Origin of the sequence: [Mycoplasma] cavipharyngis (assembly GCF_042984175.1) — a bacterium.
GTDB lineage: Bacteria > Bacillota_I > Bacilli_A > Mycoplasmatales > Mycoplasmoidaceae > Mycoplasma_N > Mycoplasma_N cavipharyngis.
In genome coordinates this window covers 1003895-1026256 of the sequence record NZ_CP155569.1, presented here as the reverse complement: position 1 = coordinate 1026256, position 22362 = coordinate 1003895, and the positions used below count along the sequence as shown (strand labels likewise).

Sequence of the window (22362 nt, the reverse complement as noted above, 5' to 3'; positions counted from 1 at the left end):
GGGTCTTAATATGTTCACCTACACCCCCTCCAAACCATCTCTAACTAAAACTTTAGGCTACATCCTAACAGTCATTATTTGTGCTACAAGTAGTATTAGCATATACCAGCAAGTCAAAAACAACACAACAACTAAAAAGCAACTAGCTCCTAGTCAAGCACGAGTTCTAGCTTATCAGCAAGGACAAGTAGGAAATTCATCTTCATCACTTCCTTTAGGTGTAGACATCTCCACCTTGCAAGATAAATCAACTAAATCCCAAGGTTTATCATTCACTCAAAAAAATCCACCTACAGGCATTATCACTATGTCAACAAGTGTGAAAAACTCAGTTGATAATACTTTATCTGCCAACGCCTATGACTATATCAACTTAAGATATGTTCATTATGATCAAAGTACTAAAAAAGTCAAACTAGTTAAACAAGCACCCCCACCTGGGTTGTTTGCTAATGACCAATGACCTAAAATTGAAGCAAGTAATAACAAACTATCAGACTTATTCCCAACACCTGCAATTGCTCAAGCAATTGCCTCCACTCTAGGCTGAACTAGTTCAACTAATCAATCTAAACAAACTAGTTTCAGTCGAGATGACTGATTTAATGCACTCAACAAGCCCAACTTAACTTTAGACTTATCAAATAACAACTTAACTAGTATTGCTGAAATTTTTAATCCTTATATTCGTTTTGGCTTAGGCATTTACAATCTTGTTGCAAGTGTTAAACCTGATCCAATTACTCAAAAAGTTAATTATCACATTTTATATGATGGGATTGGTACACTTAAAGTTGATGATAATCAATTACACTATTTTCCTAATGTTAATTTTACTAATTTTCCAGCACTAAAAACTATTAGTGCTTCTCATAATCAAATTAGGGTGATTGGTAATTTTAGTAGTTATGGGATGAATCAGAAAAATACGGGGTATTTGAGTGATAGTGAGATTGCAAATATGAATATGAACCAGGGGAATGGGGGGTCTGCTACTTCTGCTTCTGGTGCTACCCCTGCTTCTTCCACTAAAGACAAATACGATTATTATCAGTACTTAAAAAGTTTGTGAAGTAGTGGTAGTGGGTTGGGGGATGATGGTTCTGGTCAGAACCAAGGTTCACCTTCTTCTGGTTCTGCTTCTTCTTCTGAAGAACCCTACACTTATGATGCGAGTGATGTTATGAATCGGGATGAAGTCAAAGCCATCATGAAGTGGTTGACAATGACGCTTCCAGGCAAAACTTATGGGCATTTGCCTACTACTACTACTAGTAATGGAACCTCTGGTTCTTCTTCTGGAACCATTGCTAATGGTTCGCCCAAAACCATTTCTGACTACTCCACCTTTCTTGCTGCCATCTCATCTGACAACTTTTATTTTAATAATAATAAAGGAGAAGTGTATGTTAATCAGCAAAATGGTTCTTCTAATGCCAACAACACAGGCAATAACATGTATGACTCAGCAAGTGGCATTATTACTGATGCCACTGGTCTCATTTCCAACCGTTCCAAAGGCCTCAACTTTGGTTCCACTCGCTTAATGATCACTAAAGACATTAATAATATTGACTTTAGTCATAATCAAATTGAGCAAATCTCTGTATCTCCCAACTTATTTACTAACATCAATTTTATTAGTAACAAACTCAAATATGTTCCTCCATTAGGGATTAAACCTCTACCTTACTTGCAGTTCTGGTTTTATCATCAATCATTAATGAAGGTGGCAGGAGATCAACAAGGGTTTTATGACACCTTGCACGGACCTGGACCAAATCCAGCGAATTGGAATAAGTATTATAGTACGGGGATGGTGAATGAGAAGCCAGCTGGGTTTGGTCTTGATAGTACAGGTCTTGCCAACGACAAAATCCAATGAGTGGGTTTAGCAGATGTCAATCAAACTTTACCTAAAATTAGTTTTGCTAACAACCAGTTGCTTGATTTTTGACCACAACAAAAACAAACTGACAGCTGGTATTTATGACCGAAGTTGACGGTTGGTGCAAACGATCGGGAAGGTCCAGAAGGGAATATTATGTATGGGTTTTCTGGTGGGGGAATGACCGGAGGTCCAAATAGTGGGGGTGGTATGGTAGGGTCGAACCCTGCTTCCTCCAATGGATCTGGAACTGCCATGCCACAACCTACAGGGACTTCCTCCAAGCAAATTATGATCAAAAACAACCCAACAAATGTGATGGCTAAACCCATCTTTCCATGAAACAACCAAATTGGATCTTCTTCAGACAATACCACCTTCAACCCTTATTTTCGCCGAATTTGAGTTGGAGCGAATTTAGCGGGATTGGTTACTGGAGGAGATAAAACACCCTTTTTCAGCCACACTTATTTAGGGGGCATTAACCGTGATTTTGCTTATCAAGTGGCTGATGTGGTTGATACGTTTGATGGTGCTAACATTGATGGGTTGAAAAACACTGATGGAAACCCTGCCTATAACTCATACAAGTTATGAGCCACAGCTGCACTTGATCGCTGGATTTATGCTCACTGGTTTAATCAACTAAGTGATAATGAAGTGTTATCTAAAGGACAAACTAGTACTTATGCGTTTGATTTTCATGTGGATGAGTCTGATTCTAGTAGGTTGGTGTTACCAGGGTTTGGGGGTTCTACTGGAGGTTCAAATGGGACTGGTCTGGTAGGGTCGAACCCTACTTCCCCCTCCACAGGAAACGGGGGTGGTATGGTAGGGGGAAGTTCTTCCCCCTCCAATGACAAATACAAACAAGTTGGTACTTCCAACTTTAGTGATGATGATGCCTATCAATCATTCAACTCCTTTATTCCTTATTTACTCACACGAACATTACCGCAAAATGGTAACAACCAAAACTCATGAGGGTCTAATAATGGTAGACTAAGTGGTAGAACTCACCCACAAAAACTAGAATTTAAGTTGTATGGAGATGGGAAAGAAATAACTCCAGCTGAATGAAAAGATGTTGACTGAACGAGTTTTTATGCGAATGCTAATGGGCTTGATTATGATTTGAGTTTGCCAACTGATGAAAGTGTGATTGCTAGTTATTCACCAGGTGAGAGTAATGGGGTGCCTAATAATAATGGTAATCAAGGGGGTGGGTCTACCATTAACAATGGCACACAACCACTAACCCAACTAATTGGTCAACTACCCTATTATAATGGAAGAGTGGGTGCAGGCAATTGAACAGTTGCCAATGGTTCAAGTACAACAACAAAACTATCTTCGATCCACCCATTAGGGGTTGATAAGAAGATATTGAAATATTCTCCTAGTGGGTCTAATAGTAGTTCAACTGATCCTTCCTTCTACTACAACAAAATTAAACTAGTGATTCGTGCACCATTACAAAACTGAAACTATAGTTATGATTTTAATTTAGTTCAAAATATTGATTATAGATTGGATCCAAAGAATGGTGGAGCTTCTTCCACCAGAACTTTTGATGTTAAGACAACAACTAATCTGAAAAACTATTTTGCAAGTACGATTACTTCTGAAATCTTAAAAAACCATTTAAGTGAGTGAGCTGACACTTCAGCTTATGTTAAAAATTTTATTAGTCAACAAGTTAATGTCATTAATGTTAAATCAGTAGATGAAAATGCTCAATCAGTCACCTTATCTTTTGATGTTAAAGACCAGTTTAATCAGAAGGTAAAGCTTGTTGATATTACATTAAGTGGGTTTAAGCAGCAGAAAGTGGAGTTTGTGGCTGGGGGTAAGCAGCAGGGGATGGGTGGTTCTAATTCTGCTAGTTCAGTTAATCCAACAAGAAAGATTGTGGCTGATTTTAATTCTGATCAGAATAATTATCCTAACCAGTTTGTTCCTGAAGATGAAGATGCAGCAAGACAATGGATTTATACTCATTTTGGCATTAGTTTTGTGGGCTTGGAAGTTGATGCAGATAAGAGAAATCAAATTGTGGGAAGTAATGGTGGTCAAACCCCAATGAACAATAATCTCACCACCTCTTCAGTCATTGCTAACTCAGCTGATCCTTTAATCAAAGATCACCAAGTCTTCTTATTAGACTATTTAACAAATAAAGACCAATATGTTTCAAACATCATTATTGATCATTTAAAAGGTAAACTAAGTTTTAGCATCCAAATTAGTGGTAGTTCAACCAATGGTTTTATTAATATTAATCAAAACATTAGCATTAACACCTTTAATGTGTTTGATTATGAGATTAAGCCTGATCAGGCTAACAAATCCTTATCAGCTTATGATTATCAGCTTGATATTAAGAAGTTACAGCCGCTTGTTTTACTAAAACAAGGGGTGGTTGATCAGAGCACAGGGATGATTAAGCAGCAGCAAGGTGGAACTAATAGTCAGACATGAAGTAAAGATCAAACAAGTGAGGATTTGGTTACAGCTAAGTTATTACCTAAAAATACTAGTTTGAAAATTACTAATTTAACTGTTGATGCTTTTTCAGGTAAGCTAAGTTTTAGTGTGGGATGGTACCAAAAAAATGATGATCAATTTGAAACATTACTAAAAAGTGTTAGTAGATCAATTGATCATTTTAATACTACTGCTTCAGTTTTTGAGTGAATTCAAACAAATGATCAACGCTCTAATATTGCTTTTATAAAGCCAGATGGATCAAATGGGACCATTCCAACTGATCCAAGTCAGTTTGTAGCACAATTAAAAGAAAGCTTAAAAAATCAAGCAACTGCTCCTAGAAGAACACGAAGACAAGTTCAGAGCAATGCTAGTTCAACCAACTCTGTCAACAACTTATTATTAAGTTTAATTAAAATTAGTTATTTTAATAATAATAACCAATCTAGTACTAATAGTACTTTAAGTACTACTTTTTTAGATGATCAAAAATCCCAACTAGTTTTTGGCATTATTGATGCTAATAATAGTTTCACTCCTCTATCATCTACTAACTTAGCTCAAGCCATTAGTGTTAATCAAGATGCCAACTTACTAATAATTAAAAATTTAGGCATTAAGGGTGGTTATCATTTTGGTAAGTTTTTTGCTGGTAATAGTTCTGATGCTAACACCCCACTAACTAAATTACCTAACATTAATGTTGAACTAAATCCAAGTCAAACGAAGTTGCAAGTCATTGGAAGTAGTAACAACCAAAATGTGAGTCCAGGCACAGCACAAACTAATCAAGTAAGTGCTACTAGTGGCTTTAAGGATGGTACAACCATTATTAACACTGCTTTAAACACCCAATGAAAACACTTACTACCATCTGAATGATTAGCTCAATTAAGAGCACTAAAACTTAATCAAGCTAATAATACTACTAACATTAATTATAATGACTTTAGTTCTTTAGCAGGTTTTCTTAATCATGTCTTGTTTGCTTCAACTGCAAAACCGATTTATAATACAACAGTTGATTTATTTAATTTTAGTAACATTATAATTAATGATGCAACAGGGTCAATTACTATTCCTGCAAACACGTTGTTTGTCACCAACTATTTTAATAGTAATGATCGTGCTGAAATTGCTAATGCTAATCAGTGGTTTAGTGATCCAATTACTTTTTTCTTATCAAACTATTTTGATCGGTTTGAACCTAAAGAAAAAAATATTATTCCTTTAGAAGATACAACTGTAATTAATAATAATTTACACAATCAAAATGTCATTAGTATTATTAGTAGTTTTAGAAGCTTATTAAATCAAGCTAAAAAGGTGTATGTGTCAAATGAAATTGAATTAAACAAGTTGAGTCCTGAACAATATCAATCATCTTTAGATGCGATTAATTTGCTAAAATACCAATTAGTGAATGACAAATATTATAACAATAGTATTGCTAATGGCTTGTTCAGCAGTGATCTTGATAGTACTACTCAAAGTCCTAAAACAACTAAAAGTGTGCCTAAAACCCAGTTTGAATCAATTACTTTTGACAACATTGATTTTGTTAATGGTAGTGTTAATATTAAAGTTAAAGTGAAAAATGCAATTCAATCGTTTGATCAAAATAATAAAAACTTTCAGTTTGTCACTGCAACACGAACAGTTAGTATTACTAATGCCTTAAAACTGCAATTAGTGCCTAATTGAACTAATTTTCATCCTCTAACACGACAAGTTGTACTAAATCAAGATGAGCTTAATTCATTAACTTTTAGTGTTTTTGGTGTGGTGCAACTTCAAGGATTAAATACTATTAGTGCTCAAAATTATTTTGAGCAGTTGAGAAATAAAACTAATAATCAAGTGATTGATTTAAGTGATAATCAATTGCCCAATAAGATAAAACTAAGCCAGTGAGGTTTAATTGATAGTTCAGGATTAGTTGTTAGTGATCAAGAATTAGAAAATGGTGAGAAAAGTCAATTAGAACAGGCACGAGAACAATTAGAAATGATGTTAACTTCTTTTGGCATTAAACCAGTAATTAATTTTAATGATGTGTATTATAGTAATACTAGTCAGCAACTAATTTTCAATCAGCCGTATTTAATGGTTAATCAGGGGGTGGAGGTTGAAAAGATTAAAAAAGTCATTTTTGATGTTGAAAACCCTGTGTTATCTAATGGTAAATATTATCATCCTAATTTTGGCTCAGTTGTGCTTGAAGGTTTTAAGAAGGAGCAGATTGTGGTGAGACAAAAACAAGTTAAACCTAATCAGATGATTGATTTACTAAGTACTAAAGTGTCTTTAGATCAAATTCTGCCTTCAGATTTATTAAACTGGTTGTATTTGAATTATATGAATGTAGATGCTATTACTACTTTCTTAAGAAACTTTTTATCATTAAGTGGGTTTAGTAGTTTAGTTGCACCACTAAATTTAGTTTTAGAACAAAAACTAATTGATTTACTAGCAAATCATGCTCCAGCTGAACAATTAAAACAATATTTAGTTATTAATGATGGTACAGGTCAGTTTGCCTTCACTTTAGATGCAATTAAAATTGTTAATAGTTATCAAACTGATGCTATTCAAAGAAGCCAATCAAACACTAATAATCCAATTAATCCTAATCCTGTAAGTATTCAACCGTTTTTAGCTCAACCAGCAACTAATAATAAAGTGATTAGTTTACAACTAAAAAGTCAAAATTCATTTGTAGTAACTGATAATACGAACAAAAACGGACCTAACTTACCTGAATTAAGTAGTAATAGTGAAATTCGTCGTTCGATTGCTGATTTAACTGCTAATAATTTTGCTCAAGCTTATAATTACTGGCAACTAAACCCATTAGTAGCCAATAATACTAATAGCAACCAACAATTAGTAATTAAACAAATTCGACCAAGTTTAGTTACAGGTCAAGTTGTAATTGATTATGAAATTAATAATGGTTATTTAAATGGTAAACAAGTAAAACAACAATCAGGTTCAATTGTTGTTAACTTATTTGCTTCAAATACCAAAACATTTGTTAATACCCACTTACCATGGTTATTAGTCTTATTAGTCTTAATGATTGTCTTCTTTGGCATGTACATTAAATACTACTATGATCATAAAAACACTTTAAGTTATTCTGCTACTAAAAAACGTAGTTTCTTTAATTATTATTTAGCAATGTTTAATAACATTATTGGCAAACCTAATCCAACTCTAATCAAATCCCAACTTAAAGTTAAAAAACAACTAAAAAGCAAAAAATAATTAGAATCCCCCAAAAAAAACTCTTCTATGAAACCCTTTATTATTCCTACTAAACACTATAAACCAAGTTTATTAATTAGTTTAATTATTACTACTTCTCTCTCTTTCTCCTATCAGATGCTAACCCCCACCCAACCACCCTCCCCCACTCAAGCTCAAACAACCACTTCTTCCACCCAACCAACTTGGCCTGACTCAGATACAGACGCCAAACCAATCATCTCAATTTTCAACAACCCCCTAATTGCCAATCAAGTTGTTAATGCTCTAAAACAAGCTAATCCTGATCAAAATTATTCTTTAGGAGTCAATTCCAGTTTTACTAAAAATCAATTAGCTAACATCACTAGTCTTGATTTATCCAACTTAAGCTTAAGTAACCTTGATTCAATTTTTAATCCCGTTCTGAAATGAGAATCCTTACACACAATTGATTTATCTAACAATGATTTTAGTAAGTACACCATCAAGTTTGAAAAGTCTCATTTCCCAAAACTATATAAAATCGTTGCTAATAATGCTCATTTAAAGCAAATGATTGATGTTAGTTCATATGTACTTGATCCGTTTGATTGGTGTGCTAGGGCAAGTTCAGACACAGAGATGTGTCAAGATCCTAACCCAAATTCTTCTAAAGATCAAACAACTAGGGCATCTTCTAATGTCACCAAATCCCAAGCACTAGCACAATACACCAATCCGATTAAAGATGGTGTCCCAAGATACTTCTCCTTAAATAATAACCAAATTAAACAAATCCCTAGATACTACTTAAAAATTAAGCTCGCTTATTTTGATCTTGCTAACAACTTATTAGGAATTGGAACAGACAATGATCCACTAGGAGTGTATGGCATTCCATGATATTCGTTGCAGCAAACAAGTAATACTGAAGGACTACTTCCAATCCAAGATCCAAGCATTCGTGGCCCATATGGAATTAATGTGTATGCTACAAGTGAGAAGAGTGGCTCATCTTGAAAATACACAGATGAGCAAGTAGCTAGATGAAGGTCAATGCCTTTTCCAATTAAAGGACTAACTTTTGGTAATTTTAATGATGTGCCAGATAGTAATAACACGTTTGATAGTAATGTTACTTTTAATAATGGTCTTAATAACAACATGATGGCTGACTCTGGAGGCAATCAACCCTACTTCAACTTTGCTAACAACCATTTAGTTGCGCCCATGATTTTTAGTCAAAGCAATGTGAATTATGATCCAAATGCAATTATTGCTCCTCAAACTAAAAGTGTCAACTTGTTTGTAGGGCGTGAGGATTTTAAGATGTCAGGGTATTATATGCAGCAACAAGATATTATTAGTAAGTATAATTCTGCTTCAAGAGACCAAAAAGGTCCCTTCTCAGACAATAACAATGCTGAACTACTAGTTCCTGAACCTGATAGTATTTATCCTTGAATTAATCAAATTGGACAAACTAAGCAATATTTACCAGGAACAAGCTACATTTGAAACACTTATAGTGTTTATACTATAAGATCATTTAATGGTTATGGGTTGTTTGAGCAGAAGGAGGATAGTAGGGCTGATGGGACTGAAGGGAACATGTGGGATAATAATGTCCAGATGACTAGTAATGGAGGGGACCAACAGGGACAACCTGATCCTTATGCGGGTACATCTTATAAAAACGGATCAGATAATAGTCAAGGCATCAAATGAACCGTACCTAAAGCAAGTGATTTTAAGAAGTTTAAAGATTCATCTGGCAATAACACCATCCCCCCCAACATTAGTGATTTTATTAGTGGAAAAAACGGACAAGACCCTCATGGCTGATGGGGGGTGAGACAATTTAGTGGGAATTGAAGCCCCAGTTTTTTCACTGGAGACAAATCTTCAGGCAATTCTTCCCCCATCCACTGAACCCGCTATAAACCATTTAGAACATATTTAGTAAGTGCTAAAAGCTTTGCTAGATCTCACCGCCGCCAAGCATACACACCTGTATATGATGGCAATGTTTTTTATGATGCAACTACTACTGATAATGTCAATCAAACAATTAGTTTAAGTCCTAGTGGGCAAACTTTAAACAATACTACTGGAGTGAATAATAAAATGATATTAATTAATTTGACTAGTAGTACTAATCCATTAAGTCCAACTTCTGGACAACAAGTACCAGGTTTAAAATCATTTTTCACTAACAACAACAATGCAGCACTTTTTGGTTTTGCACCAAACTTATGATTGACAAATATTAAGCAACCTAGTAGTTTTGGGATTAGACAAGGCGAGAATACCCCATACAAATCAGCTTATACTAATACTAATGGGTTATATAGTTATACGAGCTATTTTTATGTCGTGGATCAGATAGAGAGTGAGTTGCAGAATCAAGCTAACCGAGCAGCAATGGTGAGTCCAGCAGGGACTAACACTAATAACCTCAACCTAAGCCAATACACTAACAAATTTGCTCAAGTTATTAGTGCTGAAAATATTTTAACTGGACAAAACCAGTTTTGAAAATCAAGTAAACAATTTGATCAAGTTTATTTACAACAACTAGATCGTACTAAAGTGCATTTAGACTTTGATGATACTAGTGGTACACTAAAGTATCAGTTTAAAGTGTATCTGCCAGGATATTCTGCTAATGGAAGGTTGTTGCCTAAAAATCATGAAGTTCAAGCAACTAAAAATGAAACACGAACAATTGATCAAAATATTAATCAAACTGTGACTGGCTTTGTTAAGGGGCAGTTAAAGGTGGAAGATCAAACAGGCACTTGAACTGATGTGGATATGGCACAAACAAAGCAAAGCAATCAATCAGAATCAAACACAATCCTTCTGCCTGCACCTAAGAGCATTCAAGATTTGATTAAGGACCAGTTAGATGGGTATGATCAAATAACTAAAGATAAAATTGCAGCCACCCTTAAAACCAACTATTTAGGTAATTTATTAGCTGATTCAACTAAAACAACAGCAGATATTATTAATGGTAATCATAGTGATTTACACAATGTTAATCAACAGTATATTACTAACTTAACTAAAGATGCAACTTCTGGAACTATTAGTTTTCAAGTTAATGTTCCTTCATTTAAGTTTAGTAATAATAATAGTTTAGAGTTTCCAAGCAAATGAAAGTCAAAAACGTTTGTGTATCAAGGATTGAAAAAACTAAGTACTAGTTTTATTGGAAGTAGTCTAACAAGTAGTACTACTACAACTGCTTCTTCTAAACTCTTCAATGAAACTGCTTATACTTCTGATGAAACCAAAAAACAAAAATATTATGACTTAATCAAAAAACCTGCAAGTGCAGTTACAGCAGCTGATTTACTAGATTTGAATGCAGTGACAACTAACAATGCTGAATGAGTTAAAAAAACAGAAGAAGATAAGAAAAAAGCCTTTAGCTTATTAGCTAACAATTTAACTGGAACTGTAACTTGAACGATTAATTTACCAGCTGATGAGAATAAAAAAATTGCCCCATTAATAGCAACTTATCAATGAGCTGGATTTAGTACTACAAGTACAATTGTGAAGTGGAAAAAAGCTGAAGAGTTAAAAGATGTTTTGAGAGGGAAAAGCATTGATCAAGTGGTGCAGATGTTTAATACTAATCCACAAATGTTTTTTACTGTTGTTAGTGGGGGTGCAAGTAGTAGTAATTCAATTAGTAAAGCTGATTTGGGTCAAGCAATAAAGTATCAACAAGGAGGTAACAATCCTAATTTGGTAATTGATGAGAGTAGGGGGACAATTCAGTTTTTTAATGTCCAACTTAAAAACTATTATCAACATGGTGTCAAATTTGAAAATGGACAACCAGTAAATAATGGCAGTAATAATGGTACAAGTCCATCCTATCTTACTTTGCCTGCATCTGCAATTTATTTATTTCAACGTGGTGTGTCTAAGTTGAACTGAAAACAAGATAGTGAAGTTATTAGTAACATTAAAAATTATTTAGATACTAACAACCTAATTCCTGCAGGACTTAATAAAGATAAACTAACTTTATTTCAAATTAAGCAATTAATTGTGACTAACAATTTAAAACTAACTGATCTTAAGATTTTTGAACTAAAAAACATTAAAGTTGAAGATGTTAGTATTAGTGTCCCATTATCTCAACTAATTAGTAGTGATGATCAAAAAGGAACTCTAAGTTTTGATGGGATAAAAGTTAATAACTGACAAGAAGATAAGAGTTATCACACAATTACTAAAATGATTGATCTAAAAGTAATTCAAGGTGAGAAAATTACTAACACTTTTGTTTTTAGTGAGCAACTAAGTCCGTTTTTAATTAATTTGTCTGTGCCAAAAATTGCTGAACTTTTTGCTGATCCTAAAACTGCTGCTACTTATATTGATGGCTTAAATCAAGGTGTGAAGACGTTTGATAATGATGGTAAGTTGTTACACCAATATCATGTTGATGTAACTAAAGTGAAAGTTGATCTAATTAAGGGTAAACTAAAGTTTGAATCTGGTGCAATTAAAGTGACTAATTTTGTGGAAAAAATGGGTGAGAAACCAAAAGAGTTTGAGGTGACAACAGCTAAGGAGTATGATGTGGGGAATAAGGTGAGCACGCAATTAGAGTACAATCATGCAATTGTTAGTCCAAATGGATTTAAAAATGAATATAGTTCGTTTTTCTATGGTATTCGTTATGATGATCAAACTGAAACTCGAAAAAAAGCAATTGATCAAGAAATTAAAAACTTAAATGCACCAAAATTAAATCGAACAACTGCTCAAACTGCTGCTACTTTAATTAAGCAAAGTTTAATTGCTAATAACTTAGCTCGAATTAATCAAACTGATCTTGCAACAATTGATAGTTTAAAAACTCAAAGTCAAGATGAAGAAATCAAAAAGACTGATTTCACAAACTACTTCTATTTACCTAGTTACTTATTATTTATTAGTCCTAACTTTACTAATGATGCTAGTCGTACTTATGCGATTGCTCAAAGTATTAATACCACTAATCAAGCAAACGTTCTTGTTATTCATAATATTTATGTTATCAACTTTATTAGTTCAGGTAATGTATCAATTAAAAAACTTGATGATCTAACCTTATCTGGATTTTTAGGAAATGGAACTTATTTAGTTTTCAAAGATTATGATATTAAAAAACAACCTAATATTCCTGATTACTTAAGTAAAGGGGTAATTAGATCTGGTTTCTTACCTGATTTATGAAAAAATGCTACTCCTGAACAAGTAAAAATTGACTTAGAGTTTTTAAGAAATAATCGTTTCAATGCTGCAATTAGAGCAACTGCAAGATGAAAAGCAATTCAAGCTGCTTGAATTAGTATGTTTGATGCCTTTAATGTTCCTTATCAAGGAGCAAAAGATACTAGTGTAGCATATCCATCAGTTATTGAGTTTTCTAATGCTGAACATACATTAAAAATTACTGAATTACTATTCCCATTCTATAATGAACCATTAGATAGTAATCAAACTCTTAGTGAAGAAGATATTAAAACTGATGTTAAAGTACCTGCTTTAGGCTTATGATACTTAAACAAAGGCGTAGATAGTCGTTTAGTAGCTAATAATCCTAAAGAGTTTGAACAATTCTTAATTCAAACTCCAGAATTAGCCCTAAAATTCTTAGGCTTAAAAAACGGTGCTCAAACAACTGATGCTGATAAACGTTTAGTCTTTAGCAAGTTCTTAGAACAAAAAATATTTCGTGTTCTGAATGCTGATCGTTCTTTACTAACAGGTAGTGCTGAAAATGGTATTATGCCTTATGGAACAATTGATGAATTACAAGTTCAAGGTAATCATACATTGATTATTAAGGGTATTAAACTAAATAAACCATGAAAAAATGGTAAGATGAATGATACTCCTTTAGAAATTAAAGAATTAAAACTGAACTTTAGTTTAGTAACTTCAAGAGTAGTTGTTAATAGTCAATCTAATATTATTAATTACTTACGTAAAGTTGTTAATGCTAAAGAAGATGTAACTACTGATAAATTATTATTTGCATGAAAACAAATGATTGCTAATAATCAATATACATTAGCTGATTTCAAAAAAATGTTAGATTCTAATGATGGTATTGTCATTTTAAGTTCAATCTTTACTGACTTAAGTACAAAAGTTAATGTTAAATCAAACATTAAGGACTTAAAAGATCTTATTAGTATTGATCATATTAATGGTTTAATTACTGTTAAAAACTTAGAAATTAATAATGGTTATATTAGAAACGAGAAACAAACTGGTCCAATTAATGTTGCTGAAGTAGTTGTTCCTGTTGGTTCAGACTTTAATACTAGATTTAATATTAGTTTAAATTCAATTAAAGATAATCAGGAGTTTTTTGGTCAAAAACCTAGTGATGTTGTTAAAAAATTAGATCAAGAACAAATTAATCACTTAGTATCATTAGCTGGAGCAGATCAAGAAAATAACGTACCAGAAGTTCAATTAAGTAGTAATGATTTCCTAGGTTCACTAACTGTTCAAGTTAAATTTAACCAATTCTATGAGAATGGGGTTAACTTAGGTCCTAAAACCTTTAACTATAGTCTTTACTTTAAAGCTTTATTACCAGAAGTAATTGGTGGTATTGCTGCAGGCTTTGCTGCAATTGGTTTAATGATTCTATCTTACTACTTCTACATTAAAAAACGTAAAAAAACTACAGACGTTTTATTATCAATTGCTAATGAGCAAAAAAAGAGAATTAACTAATTAAGTTAGTTTTAATATAAATCATTCTTAAAAAAATCCTTCTTGTTAAAATCAAGAGGGATTTTTTATTGTTAATCAACTTAAGATTTATTACCTAAATTAAGTTTTTATAACTAACTTCATCATTAATTAATCACCTTAAATCATTTTTTAATCATTTCTTAAATAGCACAAAATACTAAAATTAAACAATTTTTTTAAAAAAATATTTTGGTTTTGAAGATAAAAAAACTAATTTTTAAATACTTCTTATAATGCTAAAAACCCTAGTAAATAAAGAAGTAAAATTAGTTTTAAACCAATTAAAATTATCTTTAAAAAAATTTTATTAAGAAAGTGAAAAGAATTTGTTAGAAATCAAAATTCTTATGTTTGAATATATTCAGACTGGTAATGGTAGAATTGATTCTATAATTAGGTTCTTAAAACGAAACAAACATATTTATATGATACTAATCGTTATGAGAAATAGAAGTTGATTATTAGTTAGGTTCACAATACAAGTTAATATTCTATTAAATTTAGTTGATAAAACTACTAAAGTTAGTTTCTAGTCTATTTTCTATAATTATTAAACGAATAAGTTTATTGATCATATCAGGTTTTCCTTAATTATTAGTTTAATTATTATTAAATTAAGACACACTAATCATTAAAATAAAACTAAAAATTATTTTAAATTCCAATTATTTTATTTTTATTCATTAATATATAAACTAATCAAAATCAATTATATGATTTCTTAATTTCATTAAAGATTTTATTGTTATTCTAGCTTTCTTAATTGTTGTTTTTAGTATTATTGGTGAACTTTTAAAAAAAAGAATCAATGACCAAAATTATTACTAGTAGTTTTAAAGTCTTTGTTGGGTTTTTAATTTTAGGCGCATGTGTAGTTATGTTAGTTAATTCATTAGAACAATTTCAAATTGTCATGGAAGTAACTTATGACTTAAAAGGAATCATTCCTAATCATCATTTATTAGCAACGATTATTAATCAAACATTAAAACCAATTGAAAGCTAGGTTCATTAATTATGGTTGTTGCCATTGTTGCTAATATTATTCTTGCTTGATTATCGCGTTTTAAATACTTATTCTTATCAGGTCACATTCTTTTCTACTTATCATTAATGGTTGCAAGTGTCATGTATGCCATTGGTTTAGACTTTGTTAATAATAATACTGATTATGCAATTGCTCTCACTGCTGGTTCATTATTTCTTGCAGTCTATATGGTACTTTCACCACGACTACAACAACGTTATGTTCGTTTAATTGTTAAATCAGATCAAATTGCAATTGCCAATAGTAATGGTTTTGCTTATGCATTAACTGGTTTAATTGGTGAAATCATTGCTTAAAATCAGCAAAAAACCAATTTTATCAACTGAAGCAATTCAATGATCAAAAAAAATTAAAGTTTTTATCAAATTATTTAGTTGTTTTTGCCATTATTAGTATGTTGTTTTGCTTTTTAATTTTTCTTCCTAGTGGCATTATGTATGAAATTGGTCAATTTCAAACATTTGATCAAAAACAAGGTTGAATTGCTAAAAATGGTTATGAAGCGATTGTTAATCTGTTTAGTGAGCGTAATTGAGTAATTACGATGTTTGTTTTAGCATTAACTTTTAGTGCAGGAGTTCAAATTATTTTATATGGAACAAAAACGTTTCTTGCTCCACTAATCTTTATGTTTGAAGGGATTAGTCAGAAGCTAATTAAAAATGCTAAAGCAGCAGTTGATGTTCCAATTGTTTTTACTTATGCACCTAACGCGATAATTATTGGCTTTTTCAGTTCATTACTTGGAGGTATGCTTGCATTAGGGTTAAGTTCGGTTTTAGTTAAAACAAATTTAATTTCTGCACTAATTTTACCTAGTTTAATAATTCATTTTTTTTACGGACGCAGGGGCCTGGGGCTTTTGGTAATGCTAAAGGTGGAATTATTGGTGCAATTATTGGACCATTAATTTTAGGGATGCTAACTAGTTTTGTTCCTATTACTTTTCTTGGTAATTGAAATTTAGTTAATAATGAAACTATTAATCACCTTATAAATAATGCTAATCTTGATCCCAATCATTTAAACTGATCTGATTCTGATTATTTAATTGGTCCATTTATTGGTGTTTTAGGTTTAACTCACAAAATGATAATTCTAGTTGGATCAATTATTGTATATTGTGGTTTGATTTTAGAAAACTTAATTAAGAAATGTGCTAAAAAATGATTTTTAAAAATAAATTATTATAAAAAAATAAAAAACAATTAAATGATTGTTATACAAACACAACACTAAGTTTTTTGATTATTTTAAAATAAAACAAAGTAAGAATACATTCTTAAATCCCTTCTAAAATGTATTCCTACTCTTTTTTTGGTCAAAAAATTTATTTTTAATTTTTCTGTATGTTATGATTTTTGATTATTTAAATATTTTCAAATTATTTAATAATAAATATCAAAATTATTGTTAAAATTTTAGTTTCTAATGATCAAAGTCAAACAACAAGTGAATAAAAGTGAACAAATTAATGCTCAAGGACAAATTATTATTGATTATGATCAACCATTAAAAAAATCATCTGATTTACTTCATGCTTTAAAAAAAGCATTAGGAAATAGTGTTATTCCAATTAAATTTAATCGTTTTAAAAATGTTTTTTTATACCAAAACAATGGTTTGAATCATTATTTAATTGTTGCATCAATTACATATTTAAGCAAACCACATCCAATTTTTAAAAAACGAATCCAATTAAAAACTTGATATAAAGATTTTATTACTGCTCATATTAATCAGTCTAATACTACTGTTAATATTATTGGCATTTATCATTATAATCAATTTGAGATTTATTGTGATTTTAGAATTAGTGATTATTTTGATCAAAAAATGAACTCTTCTTCTGCTCATGTTTATATCAATGATTTATATCAAGGCTGATACAACGGTATTTTTCAAAAACAAGATTTTAATCAAAATCAAATTACAGTTATTAAAAGCACTCATTTAAAAAAATTTTTTAATCAGGAAATTGAATTCAATCCGATTTTACAATTATTTATTAAGTTTAATCAACAATTTAATTTTAAACAATGATTAAGAGCTGATCATTGTATTAAAGAAATGTTGGATCATTGTTGATATCAAGCTAAAGCAACAGAATGACCAGGTTGATTTTTAGAATTTAAAATTGCTCAGTTTATTCAACAAGAAAATTGTGAAGCAATTATGTCCTATACTGCTAATCAAAAGCAAAAAGGATTAGACTTTGACTTATATTTTGCTAAATTTAATTTTTATGGTGATTTAAAATCTTCTGATCTTAAAAAGAAATTGATGCCTGGTAATGATCAGAACAATACAATTGCAGCAATTAATCAGTATGGTCGGATTTGATACATTGTTTATGAACATGAAACAATTAAAGACATTAATCAAAATAGTGTTATGGCAATTGCTAGAATGAAACTAATTGATCTTAATTATCAAATAAACAATCATATTAGTTATCAAAAACGAATGAAGCATTCAGTTAATTTTAAAAGAATGTATATATTTGAACTAAATCATACTAACATTGATCATATTGCTTCTGATTTTCATCAAGGACATAATTCTGATGTTAAAAAATCAGCAAGATCAGTAAAATTTTTATTAAATAAAGAAAATATTAATAACAGTTTAATATTTACTTACAAATTTTAATCGAATTAGAAAAAGAGTTGGCAATGAGAAAAAGGAAGTTTAAATTTATTGATCTTTTTGCAGGGATTGGTGGGTTTCATCAAGCAATGAATAAATTTGGTGAATGTGTTTTTGCAGCAGAAATTGATCAATATGCAATTGAAACATACAAAGAAAATTATGGTATTGATGCATGTTATGATGTTACTAAAATTGATCCTGCAACAATTCCTGATCATGATTTTTTATGTGCTGGCTTTCCTTGTCAAGCCTTTTCTAAAGCGGGTCAAAGATTAGGTTTTAAAGATCAAAATAAAGGAACATTGTTTTTTCAAATTTGCAAAATTTTAGAGCATCATCAAACTAATTATTTTATTTTAGAAAATGTTAGAAATTTGGCTTCACACGATAAAGGCCGTACTTGAGCAACAATTAGCAATAGTTTAAAAAAATTAGGTTATGTTATTAATGAAGAACCAATAATTATTAGTCCACATCATTTAGGAATACCACAACTAAGAGAACGAGTAGTAATTATTGGAATCCATAAATCATTAGGAATTAAAAAAATTAATGTGCAATTACCTAATAAAACTAGTAATAAAATTAGTTTTTTAGATTCTCAAATTTTAGAAACTAATGTTGATCCTAAATATTATATTTCTGAACTTGAAGAAAAAATTATTACTTGTTGGGATCAATTTATTAAAGGAATTAAATATGTTCCTATGATTAAAGTGAACAAACAAACAAAAACTAAAAAATATTTTAAAGCAAAATATCAAGGAGTTTTGGGTTTTCCTGTTTGAGTATCAGAATTTAGAAAAACTGATGATTATAGTAATGTTAAATACGAATGAAAAAAGAATTTTATTGCTAAAAACCGGTATTTTTATCAATATAACAAAAAATTTATTGATAAATGATTAAAAAAATGAAATGATTTAAATGATTTTCCTTTATCAAAACGCAAACTAGAATGACAGTGTGGCACTTCTTGTCAATCATTATGAGATGGTTTGATTCAATTTCGTCCTTCAGGAGTGCGAGTTAAAGCTCCTACTTTATTTCCAGCATTAGTTGCTATGGTGCAAATTCCAATTATTGGTAAAGTAAAACGAAAATTAACTCCAAGAGAAGCGGCCAGATTACAAAGTTTTCCTGATTGATTTAAAATTAATCCTAATGACCATCAAGCATACAAACAGTTTGGTAATGCTGTTAATGTTGAAGTAATTACTTATATCATTGAACAATTACTTCAACATATAAAAAACAAAAATATAAACAATAATTCTTCAATTCAAACAAGCAAATAATATTTTATTACTCTAACCTGAACTAGTCTAGCTTAGGCAATATAGGAAATGTTAGCATACCAAAACTTAACACCATATCAATGTTTTTCTGGTCATGCTTAGGCAATATAGGAAATGTTAGCATACCAAAACTCAGGTTATCAACATTATCTCTAAATCTAAGCTTAGGCAATATAGGAAATGTTAGCATACCAAAACAAAAATATCATATACGCGTATTTTTTTCAAGCTTAGGCAATATAGGAAATGTTAGCATACCAAAACGGATTTTTCAAAAAGCAGTTTAGTTACATGGCTTAGGCAATATAGGAAATGTTAGCATACCAAAACCTGTTTTCGACATTTTTTTCAAAAAAGGGCAATATTTATTGGGGAAAATCTATAATCTATGGGGAAAACTCATTTAAAACTTGAATAACTATTAAAATTTTTCTAAAATGTCTTTAATATTAAAAGAAGTTAAATAGTTTAACATTTCTTCATCTGATAAATATTTACCTAACTGGTTTTCAAAAAAATTCTTTAACAAATCAAATTCTTTTACTTCAAGAAATGATTTTTGATTAACATCAAAAACTAATAATTCAGCATAACTTTTAGTTAAATTAAATTTAGATAAATTAGTTGTTAAACAAAATAACTGATTGTAATGATTTGATTCTTTTAGAAGATCAATAAAATATTGATCAAATCCCATGATGACAATCGGTACGCCTTTTAAATAAGGAACAAGTTCTTTTAAATATTTTCTTAAAAGATCAATGTTTAAGTGTTGGTTTTCAATTTCTAATAAATCATTTAATAATTTTGCACTATTTAAATTGTAGTTAAATATAGGACCAAATTTTTCATTTAATTGATTTTCTAATTTCATTAAAAATGGTTCATTAACTAAATGATCAGTTAAATAAGGTTGAATGTAATTATAAAGTGGTGATTTATTTTTTAAATTATACAAATCTTTTAAGTTAGTTAGTGGTGAAATTATGATTGCATTATCATTATTGATTTTGATTTGCAATCACAGATCAAATAAATTATTAGTAAAAATGATTTTAGAATTCTTTAATTCAAGAATACTACCTTTATTCTTCAAGATCATTGTCTATTCTAATATAGCGTTCTGCGCCATTATATTTTTCATTAATTGATAATTCACCACAAATAATATCCATATCAATAAATTGTTTTTCACTAACTTTTAATAAACGCACATTACCTAATCTAGGAGCATTATTTTTAATCGCTTGCAATTCAATACTATATTTTTGGGTTGCAGGAATTGTTTTATAATATACTGAAAATTGTAACATTAAATAACCACGTTTAGTAATTCATTTGTGAAAACGAGTATAAACTTTTCGATTTTTTTCAGTATCAAATGGTAAATCATAAAAAAGAACTAATCTCATAAATCGACTCATTCTAAATTTTGCCCTGTTTGTAATTTTTCAATATAAATATCAATTGCATTATTTAAATAAAACTCTTTTTGATTAACTTTAATTTTGTAGTTAGATAAACTTTTAATAATTTCTTCTTTAATCACATTTCATTTTGTTTCTGTTTGTAATAATTGATAAACTTGATAATCAACTAATGGACGAAAAACTTCCATTAGATCTGAAGCTAGTGCAAAAAAATTTAGAAAAGAACGATGGAAAATGCTAATTCTTGGATCTAATCCTTTTTTAATAATTGATCGTGCTACCATACCACGTAAAATACTATAGCCATAATTTAAATAACTATTAATTTGATGAAATTTTTGACAACTATAATCTCTAATAAATTTATTGCCAAACAAACATTTTCAATAATATTTAGCAGCATTACCTTCAGAATTTAAAATATCTAAATCTTGAATGTTATCAATATAGTATTTAAAAATATCTTTATTGAAAACAATATTTAATTTTAGTAAAGTAGCTTTTTGATTAGTGATTTTATTACTAACAATTCTTTTTCATAATGAATTGCGATAATTAGCATCTCATTTAATTTGCTGTTCTAAAATTTTTAAAGAATTATGATGACCTTGAATGGGGATCATTTGAACAAATGGCATATGTTTAGAATCACATAAAATTAAATTAATGTTATGTTTCATTAAAGTTTCAATTAGTTTATTACTATAAACAGCAGTATAACTTTCAATGACGATTGTATCAATATCATACATTGGAATTAAAATTCTCCGACTATCGTTTTCAATTTCTAAATTATTTAAATAAAGTCGTAAGGTTTCATTAGAAGAAATGACAATTGTTTTTCAACCCACAAATAATTTCTCTTTTGTTTTCTAACAATATAAATTTTAAATCTAAAATGTTACTTAATATTAACTAAAAAACTTCCAAATTATTTAACTTGAAAGTTTTTTAGTTTAAATATTGTTTATCAAATAATGTTGCATTTTATTGTTCTTGAATATCAGCAAATTCATTATCAGCAAGTAAATTTTGTACTTTTTTAATATTGCCTAAATAATCTAGATGTACAATTTCTCTATAACCTTCTTGTAAAAGTGAAGTAATTACTTTGAAAACCTGTTGTTTTCTTTGAAAATTTAAAGGTTTAAAATCGAATCTATTATCAGTCATTATAAATGAAGCAGCATATATTAAAGATTGATGATTATTTGCTTCATCTCTTTTTCTAAAAATTGTATTTCTAAAAATGCGACAAACTAATTTAAAGTTTTCCACTTTTTTAATATCTTTTCCTAATTTGTTAAAAATATAATCATAATATTTTGCTTTATAGGCTGCTTTTGGATTTGGTAATTGTTTAGGAATGTTAAGTTTTTGAGAATTTTCAACACTACTATGATCAAAATCTTTAACTTTTCTAATATCATCATAAATCATAATATTAAGCGAATTTGCAGGTACAGGCAAATATTTTAATTTGCCTTTAACTCGATATGAATATAGATCAACTCAAAGTCAATTAAATGATTCAAAAAA

12 protein-coding genes and 1 CRISPR repeat array are annotated in these 22362 nt (G+C 30.0%); of the genes, 8 read left to right on the top strand and 4 right to left on the bottom strand.

The window, feature by feature from the left end; genetic code table 4:
- The first annotated feature begins 10 nt into the window (after positions 1 to 10).
- The 8 genes from MCAV_RS04055 (at position 11) to MCAV_RS04020 (ending at position 19393) form a co-directional block, all read left to right on the top strand.
- Positions 11 to 7648: a hypothetical protein gene (locus MCAV_RS04055; protein WP_391591839.1), complete on the top strand. Its 7638-nt coding sequence runs from the start codon at positions 11 to 13 to the stop codon at positions 7646 to 7648.
- A gap of 27 nt (positions 7649 to 7675) precedes the next feature.
- Entirely contained in the window at positions 7676 to 14374 is a 6699-nt protein-coding gene (locus MCAV_RS04050) for a hypothetical protein (RefSeq protein WP_391591838.1), read from the top strand.
- An 829-nt stretch (positions 14375 to 15203) separates the two neighbouring features.
- Complete coding sequence (locus MCAV_RS04045) at positions 15204 to 15401, top strand: PTS transporter subunit IIC (protein WP_391591837.1); 198 nt, start codon at positions 15204 to 15206, stop codon at positions 15399 to 15401.
- Between the two features lie 11 nt (positions 15402 to 15412).
- Positions 15413 to 15739, top strand: a complete 327-nt coding sequence (locus MCAV_RS04040) for a PTS transporter subunit IIC (protein WP_391591836.1) — start codon at positions 15413 to 15415, stop codon at positions 15737 to 15739.
- Entirely contained in the window at positions 15700 to 16353 is a 654-nt protein-coding gene (locus tag MCAV_RS04035) for a PTS transporter subunit IIC (protein WP_391592254.1), read from the top strand. Before MCAV_RS04040 ends, MCAV_RS04035 begins: the two co-directional genes overlap by 40 nt.
- Positions 16354 to 16361: 8 nt before the next feature.
- Entirely contained in the window at positions 16362 to 16655 is a 294-nt protein-coding gene (locus tag MCAV_RS04030) for a hypothetical protein (RefSeq protein ID WP_391591835.1), read from the top strand.
- A gap of 219 nt (positions 16656 to 16874) precedes the next feature.
- The gene (locus tag MCAV_RS04025) at positions 16875 to 18095 is read left to right on the top strand and encodes a hypothetical protein (protein WP_391591834.1); all 1221 of its coding nucleotides are present in this window, start codon (positions 16875 to 16877) and stop codon (positions 18093 to 18095) included.
- A 23-nt stretch (positions 18096 to 18118) separates the two neighbouring features.
- The gene (locus MCAV_RS04020) at positions 18119 to 19393 is read left to right on the top strand and encodes a DNA cytosine methyltransferase (protein WP_391591833.1); all 1275 of its coding nucleotides are present in this window, start codon (positions 18119 to 18121) and stop codon (positions 19391 to 19393) included.
- A gap of 30 nt (positions 19394 to 19423) precedes the next feature.
- A CRISPR array of direct repeats spans positions 19424 to 19723; the repeat unit is 36 nt; unit sequence GCTTAGGCAATATAGGAAATGTTAGCATACCAAAAC.
- A 91-nt stretch (positions 19724 to 19814) separates the two neighbouring features.
- On the opposite strand, the gene MCAV_RS04015 is transcribed toward MCAV_RS04020, so the two are convergent.
- The 4 genes from MCAV_RS04015 to MCAV_RS04000 form a co-directional block, all read right to left on the bottom strand.
- Positions 19815 to 20495 (bottom strand): hypothetical protein, encoded by a 681-nt coding sequence (locus MCAV_RS04015; RefSeq protein WP_391591832.1) that lies wholly within the window; start codon positions 20493 to 20495, stop codon positions 19815 to 19817.
- The gene (gene cas2 / locus MCAV_RS04010; RefSeq protein WP_391591831.1) at positions 20479 to 20805 is read right to left on the bottom strand and encodes a CRISPR-associated endonuclease Cas2; all 327 of its coding nucleotides are present in this window, start codon (positions 20803 to 20805) and stop codon (positions 20479 to 20481) included. Before cas2 ends, MCAV_RS04015 begins: the two co-directional genes overlap by 17 nt.
- The gene (gene cas1, locus MCAV_RS04005) at positions 20796 to 21674 is read right to left on the bottom strand and encodes a type II CRISPR-associated endonuclease Cas1 (protein ID WP_391591830.1); all 879 of its coding nucleotides are present in this window, start codon (positions 21672 to 21674) and stop codon (positions 20796 to 20798) included. Before cas1 ends, cas2 begins: the two co-directional genes overlap by 10 nt.
- Positions 21675 to 21810: 136 nt before the next feature.
- Positions 21811 to 22293, bottom strand: a complete 483-nt coding sequence (locus MCAV_RS04000; RefSeq protein ID WP_391591829.1) for a hypothetical protein — start codon at positions 22291 to 22293, stop codon at positions 21811 to 21813.
- Positions 22294 to 22362 lie beyond the last annotated feature (69 nt).